The sequence below is a fragment of the Methylophaga sp. UBA678 genome (assembly GCF_002299105.1).
Taxonomy (GTDB): domain Bacteria; phylum Pseudomonadota; class Gammaproteobacteria; order Nitrosococcales; family Methylophagaceae; genus Methylophaga; species Methylophaga marina.
The window spans coordinates 161,280-182,897 of sequence record NZ_DBNG01000007.1; the positions used below are offsets into that span (position 1 = coordinate 161,280).

16 protein-coding genes are annotated in these 21,618 nt (G+C 42.9%); 14 read left to right on the forward strand and 2 right to left on the reverse strand.

Features of this window, described 5'->3' with window-relative positions; translation table 11 throughout:
- Positions 1 to 158: 158 nt before the first annotated feature.
- Both B3014_RS03670 and B3014_RS03675 read right to left on the reverse strand, forming a co-directional pair.
- Positions 159 to 1,133: a zinc transporter ZntB gene (locus tag B3014_RS03670; protein ID WP_286304793.1), complete on the reverse strand. Its 975-nt coding sequence runs from the start codon at positions 1,131 to 1,133 to the stop codon at positions 159 to 161.
- 156 nt (positions 1,134 to 1,289) lie between these two features.
- The gene (locus tag B3014_RS03675; RefSeq protein ID WP_289245369.1) at positions 1,290 to 2,033 is read right to left on the reverse strand and encodes a dienelactone hydrolase family protein; all 744 of its coding nucleotides are present in this window, start codon (positions 2,031 to 2,033) and stop codon (positions 1,290 to 1,292) included.
- Positions 2,034 to 2,461: 428 nt separating this feature from the next.
- Between B3014_RS03675 and B3014_RS03680 the strand changes: the two genes are divergently transcribed.
- The 14 genes from B3014_RS03680 to B3014_RS03745 all read left to right on the forward strand — a co-directional run bounded on the left by B3014_RS03680 (position 2,462) and on the right by B3014_RS03745 (position 21,613).
- Entirely contained in the window at positions 2,462 to 3,010 is a 549-nt protein-coding gene (locus B3014_RS03680) for a sigma-70 family RNA polymerase sigma factor (RefSeq protein WP_289245370.1), read from the forward strand.
- A 9-nt stretch (positions 3,011 to 3,019) separates the two neighbouring features.
- Complete coding sequence (locus B3014_RS03685; RefSeq protein WP_289245371.1) at positions 3,020 to 3,991, forward strand: FecR domain-containing protein; 972 nt, start codon at positions 3,020 to 3,022, stop codon at positions 3,989 to 3,991.
- A 130-nt stretch (positions 3,992 to 4,121) separates the two neighbouring features.
- Positions 4,122 to 4,619, forward strand: coding sequence for a sigma-70 family RNA polymerase sigma factor (locus B3014_RS03690; RefSeq protein ID WP_289245372.1), 498 nt, complete (start codon positions 4,122 to 4,124; stop codon positions 4,617 to 4,619).
- Between the two features lie 2 nt (positions 4,620 to 4,621).
- On the forward strand, positions 4,622 to 5,587 hold the full coding sequence (locus B3014_RS03695) for a FecR domain-containing protein (protein ID WP_289245373.1): 966 nt from the start codon (positions 4,622 to 4,624) through the stop codon (positions 5,585 to 5,587).
- A gap of 76 nt (positions 5,588 to 5,663) precedes the next feature.
- Entirely contained in the window at positions 5,664 to 9,173 is a 3,510-nt protein-coding gene (locus B3014_RS03700) for a TonB-dependent receptor domain-containing protein (RefSeq protein ID WP_289245374.1), read from the forward strand.
- Positions 9,174 to 9,549: 376 nt separating this feature from the next.
- Positions 9,550 to 9,876 carry a type II secretion system protein G gene (locus tag B3014_RS03705; protein ID WP_289245375.1) on the forward strand — a complete coding sequence of 109 codons (327 nt, stop codon included), beginning with the start codon at positions 9,550 to 9,552 and terminating at the stop codon, positions 9,874 to 9,876.
- 118 nt (positions 9,877 to 9,994) lie between these two features.
- Complete coding sequence (locus B3014_RS03710; RefSeq protein WP_289245376.1) at positions 9,995 to 13,399, forward strand: TonB-dependent receptor domain-containing protein; 3,405 nt, start codon at positions 9,995 to 9,997, stop codon at positions 13,397 to 13,399.
- Positions 13,400 to 13,555: 156 nt separating this feature from the next.
- The gene (locus B3014_RS03715; RefSeq protein ID WP_289286909.1) at positions 13,556 to 14,491 is read left to right on the forward strand and encodes a hypothetical protein; all 936 of its coding nucleotides are present in this window, start codon (positions 13,556 to 13,558) and stop codon (positions 14,489 to 14,491) included.
- 107 nt (positions 14,492 to 14,598) lie between these two features.
- Positions 14,599 to 16,806, forward strand: coding sequence for a calcium-binding protein (locus tag B3014_RS03720; RefSeq protein ID WP_289245378.1), 2,208 nt, complete (start codon positions 14,599 to 14,601; stop codon positions 16,804 to 16,806).
- Positions 16,807 to 16,874: 68 nt separating this feature from the next.
- The gene (gene gspG, locus B3014_RS03725; RefSeq protein WP_289245401.1) at positions 16,875 to 17,324 is read left to right on the forward strand and encodes a type II secretion system major pseudopilin GspG; all 450 of its coding nucleotides are present in this window, start codon (positions 16,875 to 16,877) and stop codon (positions 17,322 to 17,324) included.
- Between the two features lie 24 nt (positions 17,325 to 17,348).
- A complete protein-coding gene (locus B3014_RS03730; RefSeq protein ID WP_289245379.1) occupies positions 17,349 to 18,533 on the forward strand; it encodes a type II secretion system F family protein in 1,185 nt (394 codons plus the stop codon).
- The gene (locus tag B3014_RS03735; protein WP_289245380.1) at positions 18,530 to 20,248 is read left to right on the forward strand and encodes a GspE/PulE family protein; all 1,719 of its coding nucleotides are present in this window, start codon (positions 18,530 to 18,532) and stop codon (positions 20,246 to 20,248) included. Before B3014_RS03730 ends, B3014_RS03735 begins: the two co-directional genes overlap by 4 nt.
- A complete protein-coding gene (locus B3014_RS03740) occupies positions 20,229 to 21,104 on the forward strand; it encodes a hypothetical protein (protein ID WP_289245381.1) in 876 nt (291 codons plus the stop codon). The genes B3014_RS03735 and B3014_RS03740 overlap by 20 nt, the downstream gene beginning before the upstream one ends.
- On the forward strand, positions 21,101 to 21,613 hold the full coding sequence (locus B3014_RS03745; protein WP_289245382.1) for a hypothetical protein: 513 nt from the start codon (positions 21,101 to 21,103) through the stop codon (positions 21,611 to 21,613). Before B3014_RS03740 ends, B3014_RS03745 begins: the two co-directional genes overlap by 4 nt.
- The last annotated feature ends 5 nt before the right edge of the window (positions 21,614 to 21,618 follow it).

A 21,618-nucleotide genomic window follows, 5' to 3' on the forward strand; every position in this document is an offset into this window, starting at 1 on the left:
GCGATGCTCTCCCAGCTGAGCTAAGCACCCCAAGAAAGCGAGGCATTCTACAACATCTTTTTGAAGTTTGCTCGAAAAAAATGAAGAAATTTTTATCTTTGTTAGGGATTATTTTTAAGCAGATTAACTAAGTGATTGATTCACCGTTTAAAGCCTGATTAAAACCATTTCTTCCAACGGAATAAAATTAATAATATCAGAGCTACAACAGTCAGCATGATGATGACATCAGTAAAAGCATGACTATCATTCGCGCCTGGAATGCCACCCACATTAATCCCCAATAAGCCTGTCACAAAGCTTAGAGGTAAAAACACAGCCGCAATCACAGACAGCACATACATACGTGCATTGAGTTGTTCAGCGGTTTTACTATGCAGCTCTTCCTGAACCAATACAGCCCGTTCACGCACAGCGTCCAGATTTTCGATGTAACGAATCAGCGTGTCACTGATTTCATGAATCTGAATCCGATCATAATCAGATAACCAGGATATCTTCTCCAATGTCAGGCGAGCCAGGGCATCCCGCTCTGGTGCCAGATATCGGTGCATGCTAATCACTTGTCGACGCAACTGAGCAATATTATCGTGTAAGTTTTCTGTATTGCCTGCCAAGACAGCGTCTTCGTAGTCTGCAATCATATCTTCGAAACTGGCAATCGTATCTGACATGCCATCGACGGTCAGATCAATCAGCTTAATTAAAAATTCAGCACTGTCTTTCGGGCCGATACCTTGATTAAGTAATTTATCCAGCTCAGCAGCAGAAGACGACATTTCACGACGTGTTGTCACAATAATATGTGGGTCAATCCAGACACGAATAGAAATCATATCGTCACAATGAGCGTGCTGATTATGATTGATGCCACGTAAGGACATCAGCAAACCATTATTTATTGACGTCGTGCGTGGGCGTGTTTCATCTTCCAATAAGGCATTGGCAATAACGCTGTCCAGCCCAGACTGCTCAAGTAACCAGCGTTCTGCATCAGGATGGGTATAGTCAAAATGCAACCAGAGCACACCATGATCAGCTTGCCATGCCGGCAGATCCGTCTCATTCAGTTCGCTGCTTCCACCTTGACCATCCAGTAAATGTGCAAAAGCTAAACCTGATGAATTGGACATAACACGGATATTCCCAAGCAATTGAAAAAGTGAGCTTAGCATAACAGGGGAGTGGTAGAGCCAGACTAGAGCTCAAAAAGTTTTATCTCTTGAGACAATAAAAAAGGGAGCCAATGATGCCATTGACTCCCTTTAAAACTAAATAACTACGGCTATTTAGCGAAGTGTTCTACTGAACAGATTTAACGCCAGTTGATAACCGATTTGTGCCGTTTGTGCATCATAACGACCACCATCACCTTCATCACGCATAAACGCATGTTCGGCATTAAACTCATGCCAGGTAAAGGTGATATCCGTTGCTTTTAATTCCTGGTAGATTTTTAACAAACCATCAGCAGGCACATGGTTATCCTGTTTACCCCAAATCATTAATAACTCACCTTTGATGTCATCCAAGCGTTCCATGCTGTGCTGGCCAGGTTTGTTGGGGATTTTCTGAATATGTAAATCTGTGGCGTAGAAACACGCGGTGCCTTTAACTTCAGGTTGTAAAGCGGCACGGAAAGCCAGATGACCACCAATGCAATAGCCCATGGCACCAATGTGACCGTTACACCATGGTTGCGTTTTCACATACTCAATCATGGCGACGTTATCAGAGTCATAACCCTGAACATCTTTCGCTTCTTTATCTGCATTGCCTTTGTCACGACCAGCATCATCATAGCCCAATACAGTGCCGATAGGATTCAGCTCATGAAAGACTTCTGGTACTAACACGGCATAACCGTGGCTGGCCATCAATCTTGCGGCACGTTCAATGGGGCCGGTTTGTTGAAAAATTTCAGAGTAGAACAAAATGACTGGGTAACTACCTTCACCTACCGGGCGGTGAATATAAGTACGCATCACGCCAGTAGGGGTATCAAGATCGACAAAGTGGCTTTGAATTTTCATAGTAGGCTCGCTAGATTGCTTGAATGTCTGAAGAACGAAAGCACGCTATTGTACAAGAACTTGTCTGCTTCATCATGGCTGACTTCAGCCGCAAATTTATTAGCATCATTTATTGTTTCTATTAGAGTGCATATCTTCAGATTGAAAAAGTGAAAAATAGTTAATTTTTAAAAAGTCAGGGTAAAAACCTCCCGAAGCGCCTAAGCACCGATTCATTTTTTATAACTGGTTTAATCTCTGTAATTTTAGGAATATTTCCTATATTTACTCTGTGCGATGCGTAGTAAATTTGCGTAACCTTATGTGAATTTTTGTGAACATGCTCGCAGAGTTTACCCAGAACTTGTGACAAGCAATCTTACTGCAAACCATCACAAAACATAAGGTGTAGTTAATCTGGCAGCTTATCTAACAAGGGGAGCAGGCAATTGAGTGACATAGCCTTACACCATGAATCAGACGTAAGTATTCTGGGTAATTTTGAAGCAACACGTGACTCCATCGTCACCGACCTTTATCGTACACACAACAGCTGGTTAATGGGCTGGCTCCGCAAGAAAATCGGCTGTAGTTTTGATGCCGCTGATTTAATGCAAGATACCTTTTCCAAAATTTTGCAAAAAGAGGATCTGGGCAGCATCAAAGAACCTCGAGCCTACCTGACTACAGTTGCCCATGGCCTCATGGTCAACCATGTTCGACGCAAGGATATTGAAAGAGCTTATCTCGATGCATTGGAAAATATGCCCGAAGTTGATGTTCCCTCACCTGAGTCTCTCAATATTATGGTAGAGACCTTAGCTAAAATAGATGAAATGTTGGATGGCTTACCTGAACGAGTTCGCAGTGCCTTTCTATGGTGTCAGCTCGAAGGACTGTCACACGCAGAAATTGCTTCACGACTCTCGGTTTCAGTCAGCTCGGTTAGACAGTACATCGCTAAAGCACTGCTGCATTGTTTAAACATGGGTAACTAATTATTTTTTATGGCCCGTTACAGTAACGATGTTATCCACGAAGCAACCAACTGGTTTGTTGAACTGACTTCAGGCGAAGCGACAGACACAGATCGCAAAGAATGGCAAAGATGGCTAAATGCTTCACCAGAAAACAGACAGGCATGGCAACAAGTTGAAGCTATCACCAACCGGTTTATGGGGCTGGATTCAAAAACCAGTATCGCCGTATTAAATCGTCCGATTGATACCAAAGACATCAAATCACAAGAACGTCGCCAAGTCATTAAAACCCTCAGTCTTATGCTGGCTGCTGGAACGGCAGGGTGGTATGGCTATAAACAAAAGCCTTGGTATTTATTAATGGCAGATTATTCAACGGCAGTTGGTGAAATTAAACGCCTCACCTTAGACGATGGCAGTCTGCTTGTTTTAAATACTGATACCAAGGTAGCTATTGATTTTAGTAACCAAGCTAGAACAATCAGGTTACTGCAAGGTGAAATCTACATTGAAACGGCACAGGAGCAAGACCGGAATTATCGTCCTTTTAGTGTAGTTACTGATCACGGTACGGTCACAGCTTTAGGCACTAAATTTAGCACTCAAGTTAAGTCTAAACACAGCTGTGTCAGTGTGTATCAGGATGCGGTAGAGGTCAGACCTTGTGATGAGACAGACAACAATGTTGTGGTCAATGCGGGTGAATTAGTCACATTTAATACGGCCTTTTCTCAGCAGAAGCAGCTCATAGATAGGGCATCAATGGCATGGGTAAATGGATTTATTATCGCCGATAAAATGCCATTGGCTGACTTTGTTGATCATCTATCACGTTACCACTCAGGCATCTTACGTTGTGATCCTGCTGTTGCTGATTTAACTATCTCAGGTGCGTTCCCAGTCAATGATGTCAATGCCGCCTTAACCAGCACCAGTGAAGTCTTAGCAATACGAATAGAACGCTATACCCGCTATTTTGTGATGATTAAACCGGCCTGAAACATAAAAATAAGGTGGAGAGAGACTTGAATACAACAAATGAAAATAGTCTTAAGAGGCAAGTAAATACACTTTCTGAAACCGCACACACCTTAAGCCCTGCTTTGATATGGAATGATGCAAATTAGTTATGACTATCTCAACTATTGAACCGTTTAGCCAAACTTATGAAAACCACCATAGTTGGATATATAACTGGCTATGTAAAAAATTGGCCTCGCGTGATGATGCCGCTGATCTAACGCAAGATACGTTCGTCAAAGTATTGCAAAGGGACATGCCAGAAGACATTATCGAACCGCGAGCCTACTTAACCAAAATTGCTCATGACTTGATGGTGAATTTTTACCGTCGAAAATCCTTAGAACAGGCCTATATAGAAGCCATCAGCCAACTGCCCGAGGCTATTACGCCAAGTAGCGAAGAACGACTACTCTTGTTGGAAACCTTGCAAGAAATTGACGAAATGCTCACTACATTGCCAGATCATGTCAGAGAGACTTTTCTACTGTCACAACTTGACGGCATGCGTTATAAAGACATTGCTGCCAAGTTAAATGTTACAGAGCGTACCGTTAAACGCTATATGGCACTTGCCTTCACCCACTGTCTCACTTTCGCTGTTTAACGATGTCCTCAAATTCAGTCAATATTCCAGAGCATGTCATTAAAGAAGTCGTCATGTGGCTAGTCAAAGTACAAGATGACGATCTTACTTCGCAAGAACAACAAACATTACTTGCGTGGCGAAATGAAAATCATCTGCACGAACTTGCTTGGCAGCGTGCTGAAAATCTCGGCATGACTTTTCAGAAAATACCACCTGATTTGGGCAAACAGGTACTTGGCCGCTCAGCAACAATGGATAGGCGTGAATTTTCCAAACATCTTGCTCTGTTGCTGACGCTCGTTCCTATTGGTGGCATCACATATAAATATGCTCCATGGCAAGCCGTCTTGGCTGACATTAAAACTGCTACCGGTGAGCAAACAACAATTCAATTAGCCGACGGTAGCCAACTCATGCTTAACACGGATACTGCTGTCGATATAGCATTTAATAATACTCAACGTTTGCTGAAATTATACCGAGGTGAAATTTATATCAAGACGGCTAAAGATTCAGCTCAAAGACCTTTCTTGGTACAAACCGCACAGGGGCGACTCCATGCTTTGGGCACTGAGTTTGTAGTTCGTCAGCACACAGACTATAGCTATTTAGGTGTTATTGAGAATGCGGTTGATGTTTTACCCAAAGATGACCCAAAGCAAAATCAGATCATTGAAAAAGGTCAACAAACGCGGTTTGATTCAACTGGTATAGAAGCACCATCCCCATTAGAAGATAATGCCAATGCCTGGATAAACGGCGTTATCTACGCCGACAATATGCCGCTCAGCGAGTTTATTAGTTATTTAAAACGTTATCGAACAGGTGTCATCACCTGTGATGAATCATGTCATGACATTTATGTCTCAGGCTCATTTCAAATTAATGATCCTGACCACATCCTGCACGTATTAGAAAAAACTAGACCAATAAACATTGAATGGAGAACTCGTTTCTGGGCAAAAATCAGCAAAAAACAAGCTTAATTTAAAAAATCCTGTCCCTTTTTTAATTCTTAACTGACCTAGTAATTAAGAATCACTTAATTACCCAAGGTTAACCATGTCGAAACGAACAATCTCCAGAGACAACAGCTTTATTAAATTCACCATCATCATTGCGTTATTAGCTTTTTTCTATCTACCGCCACTTTTTGCCGAAACAGTGCAACTCGCTGACAATGAAAAAGGCAATGAAACAGAAAAAGCTAACCGCCAATATAATATTCCTGCTGGCCCACTCTCCAAAGCGTTATCGAATTATACTGGTATAAACGGCTTTACATTCTCGTTTGATCCTAGCCTTACCGAGGGCAAAACCACACAAGGGTTACAAGGTAGCTACAGTCTAGAAGAAGGCTTTGAACAATTATTAAAAGGCTCGGGCCTGATAGTTATACCTGATACAGATGGCGGCTACCTTCTGGCACCAGGCCAAGAAGAATTACCTGCCCTCGGTGATGACCGCTTAATTTTGGATACCGTCCAAGTCAGAGCACAGCGTTTTTATGAAGTGGGGCCACTTCCAGGGCTTGGTCTCACCAAAGAAGAAATTCCTGCTAACGTGCAAAGTATCTCAGCCAAAGAGATAAAAAATGCACGATCATTAAGCATGACGGATTTGTTTAATACGAAACTACAAGGCGTCACGGTGAATGATTACCAAGGTAATCCGTTCCAGATGGATATCCAATATCGAGGTTTCACGGCGGGACCACAAATTGGTACGCCACAAGGACTGAGTGTATTTATAGACGGTATCCGGGTTAATGAACCGTTTGGTGATGTTGTCAACTGGGACTTGATCCCCATGAATGCGATAGCAGGTGTGGATCTATTTCCTGGCTCAAATCCTATCTTTGGTTTAAACACCTTAGGCGGTTCATTTGCCTTAAAAACCAAAGATGGTTTTAACAATACCTCTGCAGATGCTGAGGTGCTTGCCGGCTCATTTGGTCGTAAACAGCTACAAATGGAAAATGGCTGGAACAATGGCACCATTGCCTTTTTTGGTGCGGCTAGTTTATTTGATGAAAATGGTTGGCGTGATAGTTCTCCGAGTGAAGTGAATCAGTTATTCGGTAAAGCTAGTTATCGAGGTGAAAAACTTGATTTACATTTCAGCACCTTAATAGTTGATACCAACTTGGTAGGTAATGGGCTTATTCCAAGTGAAGAATATCGACAAGACAGGGAAGGGGTCTTTACCGCACCGGATACTACGGAAAATAGATTACAGCAGTTTCAGTTAGCTGGTGCTTATCAGGTAAACGATACGTTTAGTATTACGGGTCAGGTTTACCGACGTACCAGTCGTCGTGATTCACAAGGAGCAGATGTTTTCACTGAATTTGACGGTCAGGTAGCTAGGCGTAACTTGAATGAGGGTGAAGAATTTACATGCTTATTTGAAACAACGAATGAGTATGGGCTACCTGATTATTATATTTTAAGCGAAGCAGATACCTTCAATCTCCTTAATCGTGCTTTTGGTGGAGAGCCTGGTAATGAGTTTACTAGTGTTGACGAATTGGTAGCAGCCATTCCAACTGAATATGGCGGTAAATTCAACGATACATTACCCGATGACTACGCAAATTATGCGATAGCAAACTTTTTAGCAAATATAAGTTTAGATCGTGATGTTATCGTTAAGCCAGGGACAGGGCCAGGGCCACAACAACCTGACTTCGACCCCAGTGATGGTTACTATCCTACAATCACCGAAATGACCCAAACAGCTAAAGCATCAGCCTCAGATCCTGCTACTTATGCATTACAAAACTATTTAAATTATTACTATGTTGATTCGGCTGGTGATACCAATTACATGTTCATTGCGCCAGCATTGAATGGCGATAAATGTGTAGGTGATACAGGAGTTGATCCAACAGTTGTTCTTACGGATGAAGGCCTTCCGCAAACTGTTGATGGGGCAGATTATAGTGAAACAAATCCAGGTGTTGTTGATGGTACTCCCACAGCAGTCTTGACAGATAACACTATCGACCAGGTTGTGGATGGTGTATCGCTTCAACTGAACTGGAATACAGATAAACATAAATTTATGGTCGGCGCATCGGTTGATCGTCCTACAGCCACATATGAGTCAACGCAACAGCTGGGTTTATTAACTGCTAATCGCGAATTTTATTATGCGCCCGATGAAATTCGCGATCAGTATCTTGCTTCAGACGTACCTATTGCCAACAATAACTTTGAAGGTGAGCAACTCACTAAAAGCTTATATTTCAGTGAAACCTGGAGTCCGGTTGAAACATGGCACTTTAATCTATCTGCACGATATAACGATACGCAGGGAGAGAATAGAATTCGTTCAAGAACCTATTCAGATGGGTATCTTCCAACCTTGGCTAGATTGGAAGCTCTTCCTGACGACTATAATGTTTGCCGACCTGGGGAAGAATGTCCAACGGGTTACTATATTCCAGATGGGATAGATCTTCTTAACCCAGAAGAAACAGAGTCTTTTAGTTATTACTCACTAAATCCATCGGTTGGTGCAGCATGGCAGGCAACCCCAGAGCTAAATCTTTACGCTAATTTCTCACAAGGCGTGCGTGTACCATCAGTTATCGAGTTGGGCTGTGCATTAGATAAAACCCCTGTATCAATAGGTACGGATGCAAATGGTGAAAAAAAATACATATATAAAAGTTTAAAAGAAAATCGTAGTTGCTCTTTACCTTCAACATTGTCAGGTGATCCCTACTTACCTCAAATTAAAGCTCAAACCGTTGAGGTCGGTGTCAGAGGTATTATTGATAATGATATCCAGTGGAACTTATCTGCCTATCAGACCAACATTAAGGATGATTTGTATTTAGTGTCTTACCCAGACAACAGAAACTTTTTCGATAGTATTGGCGCTACCCGACGTCAGGGGATTGAAGCTGGTTTGTCTGGGCAAAAAGGGAAATGGAGTTTTAGTGTTAACTATTCTTTAACTGATGCGACTTTTCAAGATAAATTTACCATTGCTGGCAATGATAACAGTAGTTCCTATGAAGACTATATAGGTAATTACAACTATAGTAGATTGATTGATGTAGAACCTGGTTCTCGTATGCCAGGTGTCTCTTTACATAACCTCAATGCAACTGTTAATTACCAAGTTACGCCAAAATGGACTCTTGGTCTAACTGCCGTTGCTCACTCATCTAGTTACGTCAGAGGCAATGAAAATAACAAACATCGCCCGGGTGTTGTTTTGTATGACACGACTGATAGAAGAGTGAATGGAGTGCCAGTTAAGGTTGCTCGAAAGGCAACTAACAACCCGGGAAAAGTACCAGGTTATATGGTGTTTAATTTTCAAAGTAATTATCAGCTCACCAAAAACTTTAGCGTTAACCTTTTGGTAAATAATATTTTCGATAAAGAATATTTTAGTGCAGGTACACTTGGACGCAATCCATTTTCGCCCAGTACCTATGGGGCTATTGGTCCCGATGGTTATAACCACAACTCACTTGAATGGAACAGCACAAACTTTGTGGCACCAGGTGCACCAAGAGGTGCATGGGTCAGTGTGAGGTGGTTATTTGATTAGAGAAATTAAAGGAATAAGTTGAGGCAAGTGTGACCGCCTCACAAGGAATTCATCTTCAATCAACGGAAGTTTAAGGCTCTCACCAAGATTGAAGTGAATAGGTGCTTCGGGCAGCCACAAATGCCCGTCTATTTCTTATAGGTGACTAGTCCATTGTGACCTGGACTAGTCCAACTCTTTACTCAAGACATTGTGGGGAAGATGGCTACGTGGCCCAAGATCATTGGCTAATATGATTAAGGATGGCTATGAACATAGTTAATGAATGTGACTGATAAAAATGAAAAGGACATCAAAAGTAGTGAATGGGATTAAAAACAAGCAGAGGCAAAGGCAGTTCGGGATTTCGATATATCAACTTCTCGTTATCTTCGTCATGCTTAGCATCATTTTTATAGCATTCATTAATAATTACGATACGACGGATACCAAACTCACGGCACAAGAGAATGTGCTCCGTCATGAACTCATCGTGATGCGTAGTGCAATCACCCAATACCACAGTGTCATGAACACCTATCCACACTCACTAGAGCAGCTTGTTGATACTGGCTATTTACGACACATTCCTGTCGATCCCATCACCAATAGTCATGAAACCTGGGAGTTAATAAGACACGCAGAAACTGACGAAGTTATTTCTGATGTCCGAAGTGGTTCTCGACTTATGTCATCAAAAGGCACCCCGTATTCAGACTGGTAAATCTATGTTTTACAAATAAATTTAAAAAAGTCTAAAAAATAATTGTCACTTTCCGATTCTCGATTGGCATACCTAATAGAACAACAAAAAAATAATAACTATTAGTCGGAGAGAAATATTGGAACTGCAAGCAAAGGGCCGAGTTCGCCTTAAGAAAAAACTCTGTCGCTGTCTATCTATCGCCACGATGAGCATGGTCGCTGCCATGTCAATCAATCATCTTGCCCTGGCAGAAGATAACGCAGCTGAACAAGTGAAACGTTATGACATTCCTGCTGGCCCTTTGGGCAAAGCTATCTCAAATTACGCAGCTGAAAATGGCGTTAGATTAACCTTTGACCCAGCCCTCGCAGAAGGAAAAGAAACCCAAGGTCTTCATGGTGAATATTCGGTCGAAGAAGGCTTCCAGCAATTATTAAACGACAGTGGCCTGGAAGCCATTGATGATACTGATGGTGGCTATTTTCTGGTGCCAGGACAAGAAGAATTACCTGCACTCGGTGATGATCGCTTAATTCTGGACACCGTCCAAGTCAGAGCACAACGCTTTTATGAAGTCGGGCCACTTCCAGGGCTTGGTCTAACCAAAGAAGAAATTCCAGGTAACGTGCAAAGTATTAGTGCTGAAGAAATCAGAGATGCTCGTTCATTGAGCATGACAGATTTATTTAACTCCAAGCTTCAAGGTGTCACGGTTAATGATTATCAAGGCAATCCATTTCAGATGGATATTCAATATCGTGGTTTCACAGCGGGACCACAAATCGGTAGTCCTCAGGGGTTAAGTGTCTTTCTGGATGGTATCCGTGTTAATGAACCGTTTGGTGATGTGGTCAACTGGGACATGATTCCGATGAATGCGATAGCAGCTGTCGATGTATTCCCTGGTTCTAATCCGATATTTGGGCTGAATACACTAGGTGGAGCTTTTACAATGAAAACCAAGGATGGTTTTAACTTTACGGAAACCGTTTTTGATGTGATGAAAGGTTCTTTTGGTCGTGAGCAATTATTGGCTGAAAGTGGCTGGAATAATGGCACCATTGCTTTCTTTGGGGCAGGCAGCTTTTTTATGGAAGATGGCTGGCGTGAAAACTCACCCAGCAAGGTCAACCAATTATTTGGTAAAGCCAGCTATCGTGGTGAAAAGCTTGACTTGCATTTAAGTACGCTGATTGTAAAAACAGACCTCGTTGGTAATGGCTTAATTCCGACAGAAGAATATCGCCAAGATAGAAACGGTGTATTTACTTCACCGGATACGACAGAAAATAAATTACAACAATTTCAGTTATCTGGTGCTTATCAAGTTAACGATGCATTTAGTGTAACAGGCCAAGTTTATCGTCGTAATAGTCAGCGAGATTCACTGGGAGCAGATGTTTACACAGAGTTTGAGAATCAAGCAGTAAGGCGTGACCTTGCCGAAGGTGAACAGTACACTTGCCTCTATGAGACGACTAATAAATATAACTTACCAGATTATTATGTCGTCGATGATGATCAGTTTTTTGCCTTTGCTTTAAGTGGTGGAACATTAGAGCAAGCTTTTGACTCTCTGCCACCAGAAACCTTTCTAGCTGATTTACCAGCTGATTATGTGCAATTTGCACAAGATAATATCAATCATTTTAAAAATCTTAATACATCAGCGCGGTATCAGCAGCTCGGTATCCCTGAACCGCAAGACCCCAATGATGGTTCTATGACCTATCAGGCTTATTCGAATTTAGAAAAGGGCTTAATAGGTATAACTGATCCACTAGATTATGCAATTTCCAGTACAGGGGCTTTCAATTTTATAGATAACGGCACACAGTATTATTTGATTATAAAACCAGCAATCAATGGTGATCAATGTATCGCTGGGTCTGACAACCTTGAGGTGACTGGCCCCGATGGCGGTAGTCAGAGTGTTGATGGTGCGGCTTATAGTCAAACTAATCCTGGTGTTGCTGAGGGCACACCAACAGGGGTATTGACGAAGAATACCATCGATCAAATAACAGATGGTTTTTCAATTCAACTCAACTGGAACCTAGATAAACATAAAGTCATGATCGGAGCTTCTGTTGATCGTCCGACAGCTGAATATACTAACTCACAACAGTTAGGTTTATTTGATGCAGATCGTGAATTCTTTTTATCACCAGAACAAATCCGCGATCAGTATATTGCTGCAGATGTGCCTATTAAAAATAATGACTTTGAAGGCGAGCAAACAACCAAAAGTCTCTATTTTAGTGAAACTTGGAGTCCTGTTGAAACATGGCATTTTAATGTGTCTGCTCGATATAACGATACACAGATTCAGAATAGAATGAAATCAAGGGAATATGGTATTGGTTATGTCCCAAATCTAGCCGAGTTAGAAGCTTGGCCTGATAGTTTCAATGTGTGTCGTCCAGGTGAAGATTGCCCTACAGGTTATGTTATCCCCGATACGTCGAAACTTATTAATGAAGAGGAAAAAGAAGATTTTAGCTATTACTCATTGAATCCGTCTTTTGGTGTGGCCTGGCAAGCCAAAGAAACCTTGAATGTCTATGCGAATTTTGCTCAAGGTGTCCGTGTACCCTCAGTAATAGAGTTAGGCTGTGCTCTGGATAAAACACTTCTTGGTGGTATTTATAAAAGTCTGAAAGAAAATCGCTCTTGTTCATTGCCATCAACTTTATCAGGTGACCCGTATTTACCTCAAATTAAAGCCGAAACATGGGAAATTGGGATGCGTGGTCTGTTGGGCGATAACGTCCAGTGGAATATCGCGGCCTATCAAACCAATTTAAAAGATGATTTGTATATGGTGACTTTTCCCGGCAACCGTAACTTTTTTGACACTATTGGCAAAACGCGTCGGCAAGGGATCGAGTTTGGTGTTTCAGGGCAAAAAGAGCGCTGGGGTTTCACAGTTAATTACGCTCTCACAGATGCCACCTTTGAAGATAACTTTACCATTGCCGGTAATGACAATAGCAGCTCATACGAACTATTTAGCGGTAACTATAATTACAGCCGCATGATTGATGTCGAGCCAGGTGATCGTATGCCTGGTGTATCGCTACATAACCTCAATGCAACGGTAACTTATGACGTTACCCCTAAATGGAATATCGGTCTCACAGCCATTGCTCACTCAGAAAGTTTTGTTCGTGGTAATGAAAATAACAAACATCGAAAAGGTGTTGTTTTGACTGAGACCAGGGAAATTTCAGGTAAGCAAGTAGTGGTTACTCGAAAACCCACTAGTAATCCAGGCAAAGTACCGGGGTATATGACCTTCAATTTTCAAAGTACCTATCGATTTGATGAGAATTTAAGCATCAACTTATTAGTGAATAATATTTTTGATAAAGAATATTTTACTGCAGGCACCTTAGGGCGGAATCCTTTTTCACCCGGTACCTATGGTGCTAGAGGGGCGGATGGGTACAACCATAATTCACTTGAATGGGATAGTACAAACTTTGTTGCACCAGGTGCACCAAGAGGTGCATGGCTGAGTTTGAGATGGCAGTTTTAATTGTTTGAGATATGGAAATAGGTAGTGCAATTGCGACTGCCTCAAAAGGAATTCAACCACAATCTTGGTAAGTATTAAGGCACGAACTAGAGATTATGGTGAATGGGTGCTTCGGGCAGCCACAAATGCCCGTCTATTGTACATGGATGGAGAAAAATGATGAAAAACTTCAAATTAAAATTAGCGTTGTTAAGTAGTTTAAGTTGTTTAGCATCGACTCAAGCAATGGCAGCTTGGGAAAACTTACCTGCAGCAGGTGTATCTGTAGGTAGTGATACCAGTGCATATATTTTATGTAATCCAACCGGTGATTTTGGTTCTGGTTCTGGGGCAGATGCGCCAGTACAGCCATCATCTACAGCCGATGAGTGTGCAGTTATGCCAATAAATGAGGCATTACCGCCAGATTCCAGTTTTACCGGGGCTAGCCGAATTCCAGTTGTTAATGGAACTCGTACAATCACAATGAATAATAGTTACACCAATAATACTAATGTTGTGATTGGTAATGTGAAGGAATATGTCTGGCGTAATTCCAGTACTAATATGTGTATTTATGGTATGCGAGTATCTTTAACAAACACAGACTACAACTTAACTGAGCCTGGTAAACAAACTTTTGAAGTGAATGACATAGCTCGAAAAGGTTGGAGTGGTAAAACCATTGATGTTGCATATTCTACGGTGCCTACTACTGCTTCACCAATCTACCGTATAGGACGAACCTTTACTTCAGTTCAACATCGTCCTGGTTTTGTTGATCAACCCATCACTGGTCTAGGTTCAAGTCCTGCTATTAATGGTGTAAATGTATGGCCTACGCCAGCAGGTCGTCCAACTGCAGCAGAGCAAAAAGCCGATATTGATACAGACTGGGTAGATTTTACTACCGATGCCAATTATCTCGATGATGACGGTAGTACTAATCCTTTATCAGGAATGAGTTATGTCAGATCGAGCTGTACAAGTGGCACATTTACAACTGCTGCGGATGCAATTCGTCTGCGTCAAACTTTCCAAGAGCTAAGTGCAGATGGTTCAACTGATAATCCATTTATTGAAGTAGAAGTAGAAGGTGTGATTCCAAACTAAGGATTGTTTGATTGATATGTTCAGAGCAGGTGGTGAGGTGTTTTGCCATCTGCTCCTGGACAAAAATCTACTTTTGACAAGCTTTTACTTATATTTAAGGAACGGATATGGCTATTAAAATTTTTAACTCAACTGAAACGAGTTACACAGGTAGCTCAGCCAATGACCTAGTGCTGGGGAATGATCTCGGTAACACTATAGATGGTGGTAATGGTAACAACATTATTCATGGTGGTGCCGGTGACGATATTATCTTTACCGGAACTGGCAATGACATCATTGCCGGTGGTGATGGAGATGATCTTATCTACTCTGAAGGTGGGGATAATATTATTTCCGGTGGTAAGGGTATTGATAACATTATCACTGGTAGTGGAAACGATATTATTTCCGGGGGAGAGGGTGATGATGTCATCTTTTCTGGTGATGGTGACGATATCTTATCTGGTGGTGCTGGATCAGATTACATAGATGGTCAGGGAAGTAGTGCAGGCGATGAAACCGTTACTGGCAATCTCTTTCACGTTACTTCGCAAGATGTCCTCATTGGTGGCAAAGGAAATGACACTTATGCAGTGGGTGATGAGTTTGAAGAACTGACCATCATCCAAGGTGGTGTTTCAGCTCAAGACCTTTCAGGCGATGCAGCAAGATACGTTGATTTGAACGAATCTGAAGGTGAAGAAGGCGAAGAAGAGGAAGAAGAAGGCGAGGAAGAAGAAGGGCCTTTATTCGGTTTCGACACGGTTAACAATGAGTTTGTTGAAATTGAAGATCAGGAAATGTCAGAACTAGCTGAAACGGATGTTCGCTTGAATCTGGTTACTCGTCCTGGTTCGACTGAAATTAATACAGCGGCCTCTTCCTTTGCCGGTTATAACGCTGTTGATACTTTGCAGTTTACAGAAAGTGGTGACTTTGATGAGTCTTTATCATTCTCTGGAATTGAGCGTCTTGAACTGGATAGCGGCGTTAATATCACCTTATCTTCTGAACAGTTGGAAGACAATGCTGAGTCATTAAGCACTGGCTTCTTAAATCCAGGACTGCAAATTCATGGCGTAGCAGGAGGTGATAGCGAGTCAGTCACGGTTGAAATGGAGTTCGAAGAAGCTGAGTTTGAACCTGAAGAAGATATCGTAGGTGCTGAGGAAGAGGAATATGACTATGCTGAGTTCTCTGTTGAGGAATTTGCAGTAGCGAATTTATTCCACAACGTTGACATGATCTACGATGCCAGTGAAGGTGAAGAAGGTAGCTTTACTCATGTTTACGGTGGCAATGAATCAGCAGGGGCGACTGAAACTGTATATGGCAGTGATGGCGTCGATTACGGTGTGATGAACGGTGGTAATGATACTTACTACGGTGGTGATGGCAACGATGTACTGGTTGGTGGTAGCGGTGCCGATAGCCTATACGGTGAAGAGGGTGATGATACTTTCCTTATCGGTGGTTTCGGTTCTGGTAACTCAGGCACAACCTCTGCGGCTGATGATGGTAATCAGGAATGGATTGCAACTGGCGCTGAACACGATCTGATCGTGGGTGGTGACGGTGTTGATACATTACGGATTACCACTGGTGTCGGTGCAGATACAAAAACCAACGGCACTGTTGTATTAAACGACGCTAATTTCCAAGGCATGGAAGTCGTTCAGGTGGGTGGCACAGTTGATCGACTGAATGTGGAAAATGATGCATTGCAAATGTTGAATGATCACTACTATTTCGCTGCCAATGGTACTGTCGATGACCTAAGCAATAGCCTGGGTAACAATGGCGGTACTATTGATAATGTCGTTGTGGATGCTTCTGGTGTTACTGCAAATGGACTGCGTTTTGAAGGTAATGGTAATGACAATACCTTTATCGGCACAACTCAGGATGATGTGTTTGTAGGTAACGGCGGTAACGATACGCTGACTGGTGGTAACGGTGCGGATACGTTCGTGTTTGGTCAGGTTCATGAGCAAGTGGTGACAGGCGATGATGATGAAGTGCAAACGTATGTAGACACTGCATTTGATTTAACTGGTATCGATACCATTACTGACTTTGTGAGTGGGCTGGATACGATTGCCCTGAACGTTGATCAGTTTACTTCTCTGACAGCAGGTAGTTTTACTGCTGATAATCTGGTTTGTAGCGTAGGTGCAGCTGCTGGTGATGCTAATGACTTCTTGTTATTCGATACATCGACGGGTGCATTGAGCTATGACGCTGATGGTAGTGGCGCTGGCGCTGCTGTGCAATTTGCGACTTTGACAGGTGTCACTTCATTAAGTGCATCTGACATTGACGTGTTTGCATAAAACGAATGGAGGGTGTGCCCATTGGGTACACCCTTTTTTCTTACCGGTCAGTCGTTGAGATTATTGTTATGTCAGAAGTGGTTATTCGTTTAACAGAAAAACACCGCCAAGCAGGGTTTACCTTACTTGAATTATTGGTGGTGATGGTTATTGTTGGTTTATTAGCCGGTTATGTCGGGCCGAAATATTTTGCCCAAATTGGTAAATCAGAAGTCAAAACAGCACGTGCTCAGATTGAAGCGCTGGGTAAAGCCTTGGATCAGTATCGTTTGGATGTTGGCCATTATCCAACCACAGAACAAGGCTTAGCGGCGTTAAATACCCCGCCGAACAATGAACGTAAGTGGCAGGGGCCTTACCTTAAAAAAGAAGTTCCAAGGGATCCGTGGGATAACCCGTATTTTTACCAGATGCCTGGCACACAAAGTCAATATTCCGATTATGACTTATGGTCTTTAGGCAGTGATGGTGCCAGCGGTGGCAATGATACCGCAGCTGATATTGTGAGCTGGCGTTAGGTTGCTGTCTATATGATTTTTACCATGAAAGTTATTCATGATAGTGCTGTCAGACTGATAGAGATAGAAGCCGGTAACGAAAATCAGGCGCGTTCTCTAGCAGAGATGCAAGGCCATCATGTCCTTTCAATCAACTCACATAAAAGTGGATCATTCAATTTTGGCTTACCACAGTTAAAAAAAGCCAAATTCAATGTGATGCTGTTCAGCCAGGAATTACTCGCCTTGATTGAGTCTGGACTCAGTCTGGTTGAGGCGATAGAAGCCCTGGCCGAAAAAGAAACTCAGGCCGAATCTAAAGCAGTATTGAATCAAATTAAAGCTGCTTTATTCGATGGCCAACCTTTATCTTCGGCACTGGAAAGTGTGCCAAACGTATTTACACCTTTATATATAGCCCTGATTCGTTCCAGTGAACGCACGGGTGATATGGCAACAGCTTTAGGCCGTCATGTGACCTATCAGTCACAGATTGATGCGATGAAAAAGAAAATCGTATCAGCAGCTATTTATCCGGTGTTATTACTGGTGGTGGGCGGCTTGGTCGTGTTGTTTTTATTGGGCTATGTCGTACCTAAATTCAGTGTGATTTATGAAAGCACCAATGCCGATCTTCCCTGGTTATCTCAACTATTACTGAGCTGGGGGCAGTTATTACACAGTCATGGACGTGAGGCGTTTATGGTGTTTATTGCCAGTGTTGCCGTGTTGAGCTATGTCTTTAGCCGGGCATTTGTACGCCGTTTTATTATGGCGAAAGTCTGGCAAATTCCTAAACTGGGCGAAACACTGAGAATTTACCAGCTTGCCCGTTTTTACCGAACATTAAGCATGTTATTGCGTGGTGGGATTCCGCTCACAACGGCCATGCAGATGGTGTCATCGTTATTGCAGCCATTATTACGTAGCAAATTAGCTTTAGTGGCTACTGATGTGAAAGAGGGTAAAACACTATCCAGTGCCATGGAACAACACGGCATGACCACATCGATTTCGGTTCGTATGTTACGCGTGGGTGAACGCACCGGCCAGATGGGCGACATGATGGAACGTATTGGCGTGTTCTACGATGATGAAATTGCCCGTGCCGTGGAATGGTTTACCAAATTACTTGAACCGACACTGATGATCATTATTGGTCTGGTGGTCGGTTTAGTGGTGGTGTTGATGTATATGCCAATTTTTGAATTGGCGGGGAGTATTCAATGAATACGGCCTATCACGACATTACCCCAGAACAAACAGAGCCAGTTGTAGAAGCCTTAACTGTTGAGCAGCTGAATCAGGCCAAGCAACTGGCACAGCAAAGCAAACAGCCTTTGCTTAAGGTACTGGAAGAAGTCAGTGATTTAAGCCCGGATGTGTTTGTGCAAGCACTGGGGTTATTAGTGCATTATCCGGTGTTGACAATTTCACAGCTTTATCAGTTACAGCCGGATTTTGATGTGGTGTCGTTTACCCAGGCAGAGAAAGTCGGTTGCGTAGCGTTGCGTGACAAACAGGGTGCCTTATTCCTGGTTCATGCCAATCCGTTTCAAACTCATCTTTATTCCAAATTAGATCTGTTAGTGAATGAATCAGCGACTTGGACACTGGCGCATACAGAAGATTTAAATGTGTATCTCTCTCATCATGAAGCCAATATGCGTGCATTGGGAGATGAAGTCACCACACAACACCATGAACGAAAAGATGATGAGCAGGGTATAGAAGATATTTCCTTACGCTCAATTAGCGAAGATACCAGCCCGATTGTGAAGTTTGTACGCTCGACTTTATATGATGCGTTAAAAGCTGGCGCCAGTGATGTGCACCTGGAAACCGACCAAAACGGGCTTAAAGTGAAATACCGTATTGATGGTGTATTAAGTCATGTTGGAGGCATTCAGGGACTGGCTCAGGCAGAGCAAGTTATTTCCCGTGTCAAAGTCATGTCTGATCTGGATATCGCTGAGCGTCGCATTCCCCAGGATGGCCGCTTTAAAGTCATGGCGCTGGGGCGGGAAATTGATTTACGTGTGTCGATTATGCCGAGTGTGTTGGGTGAAGATGCTGTTTTACGGGTATTAGACAGACAGGCGTTAAGTGAAGAAGCACAAGGTTTGAGTTTAGATATATTGGGTTTTGCTCCCGATATTATGGCGCGGTTTCGATTATTAGCCGAAGAACCTTATGGCATGTTGCTGGTAACAGGTCCAACCGGTAGCGGTAAAACCACCACGCTGTACGGCATTATTTCTGAAATTAATCACGGCACGGACAAAATTATCACCATTGAAGATCCGGTCGAATACCAATTACCGGGTGTATTACAGATCCCAGTGAATGAGAAAAAAGGGCTGACCTTTGCTAAAGGGTTACGTTCTATCCTACGACACGATCCCGACAAAATCATGGTCGGTGAGATTCGTGATGGTGAAACCGCCCAAATTGCCGTGCAATCCGCATTGACAGGTCACTTGGTACTCACCACCGTGCATGCCAACAATGTGTTTGATGTGATTGGCCGTTTTACCAATATGGGGGTTGACCCCTATAACTTTGTGTCAGCGATGAATGGCATTCTGGCTCAGCGACTGGTACGGGTGAATTGCCCACATTGCCTGACAGAAGATAAACCCGATGTCACACTGGTAGAAAAGTCTGGTTTAACGCCTGAACAAATAAAAGACTTTCAGTTTAAAAAAGGCCAGGGCTGTGGCCAGTGCCATGATTTGGGTTTCAAAGGCCGTAAAGCGATTGCCGAATTATTGTGCTTTAACGATGAAATTCGCGAAATGATTGTGACCCGAGAGCCGGTACGCAAAATCAAAGAAGCAGCTTATGCCAATGGCACCAGAACCATGCGTGAAGCGGCATTATTACTGGTGAAAAATGGTGAAACGACTCTAGAGGAGATTAATCGTGTTACCACATTGGCTTAGCATCATGACTGACGAGCTGAATGTGTGTATTCGGCCTAATAGTCTTGTTATCAGACGCTTTCAAGGTGTGGCTGGTAAAACACGCTGTGTTGATCAACAGAAAATCATGTTCAAAAAGGCTGTCGACCACAGGGATGTGGACGTGGCTTATCTTGCCAAGGTTTTACAGACCACACTTAGTCTGGATCGCTGGCAGGCAAAAACAGCGCGTATTGTCTTAGCCAATAGCTTTGTGCGTTACGCCGTGCTGCCATGGAATCCAGCGATTAAGACCAAGGAAGAAAAGCTGGCGTATCTACAACATCTGTTTGTCAGCATGTATGGCGATGTCGTGAAAACATGGAATAAAACCCTCAGCCCGGCTGGCTTTGGACAGTCTGCTGTTACCAGTGCAATACCCACACCGATTATTCAAACCATAGATGAAGTGTTTGCCACATTAGCCATCAAACTTGTTTCTGTTCAGCCGTATCTGATGTCGGTGATGAATGAGGCTATCAGCGTCATTAAGGAGCAGCAGTTACAGACTTTGTGCTGGCTGACCGTGGTCAGTGATGGCCGTTTATGTCTGGGCTTGATGGAAGAAGGTCAGTGGCTGTGGCTTAAAAATGTGCAGCAGGAAAGTGATGTGATTGGCCAGATTGAACTGCTGATAGAGCGTGAGCGTTTGGTGAATAGCGAGTTTGATAAAGCGCTACAACAGCGTTATGAGCAACCCATGTTATTACACTGGCCGGATATCTCATCATCTAATGCAATAAAAATAGCGACATATCGCGTTATTCGTCTGCCATCGTCAAAACTGTTTGCTAATGAACAGCCTGACACTCAGGTCACGAGGTTAATTGCCTCATGAAAACGATACAGCTAAATCACAGTTTGCAGCCATCTGTACAAAAACCGGTAGCGTCATTTTTATTATTTGTTGCTGTTCTGCTGGTAATGCTGAGTTTGTTCTTTTTACAGCAGAGTAATGCACGGCTGGCTGAATTACATCAAGAAAAAGCGGCTTACACCAAAACCACACAATCGACGGCTGCAACAGAGCCATTAACAGAACGTGAACAGGCTGAACTGGATGCCGTGAATGTCGCCATTAACGAGATTATCCGTCCGTGGCCACAGTTGTTTTTTGCACTGGAAGAATCCCGGCTCGACAGCATCCAACTGGTGGCGATTGAGCCGAATGTAAAAAATAAGACTGTGCAGATTATTGCTATTACCTCACCGGTGGATGAGATTCTGGCTTATATCAGCAACCTTAAACAACAGGCCATTGTGAAGTCAGTGAGTTTGGTATCCACCGAATCGGTAAGGCTGAATGGCCAAGAAGCCACACAGTTTGAATTATTAGTGACATGGTAGGACGC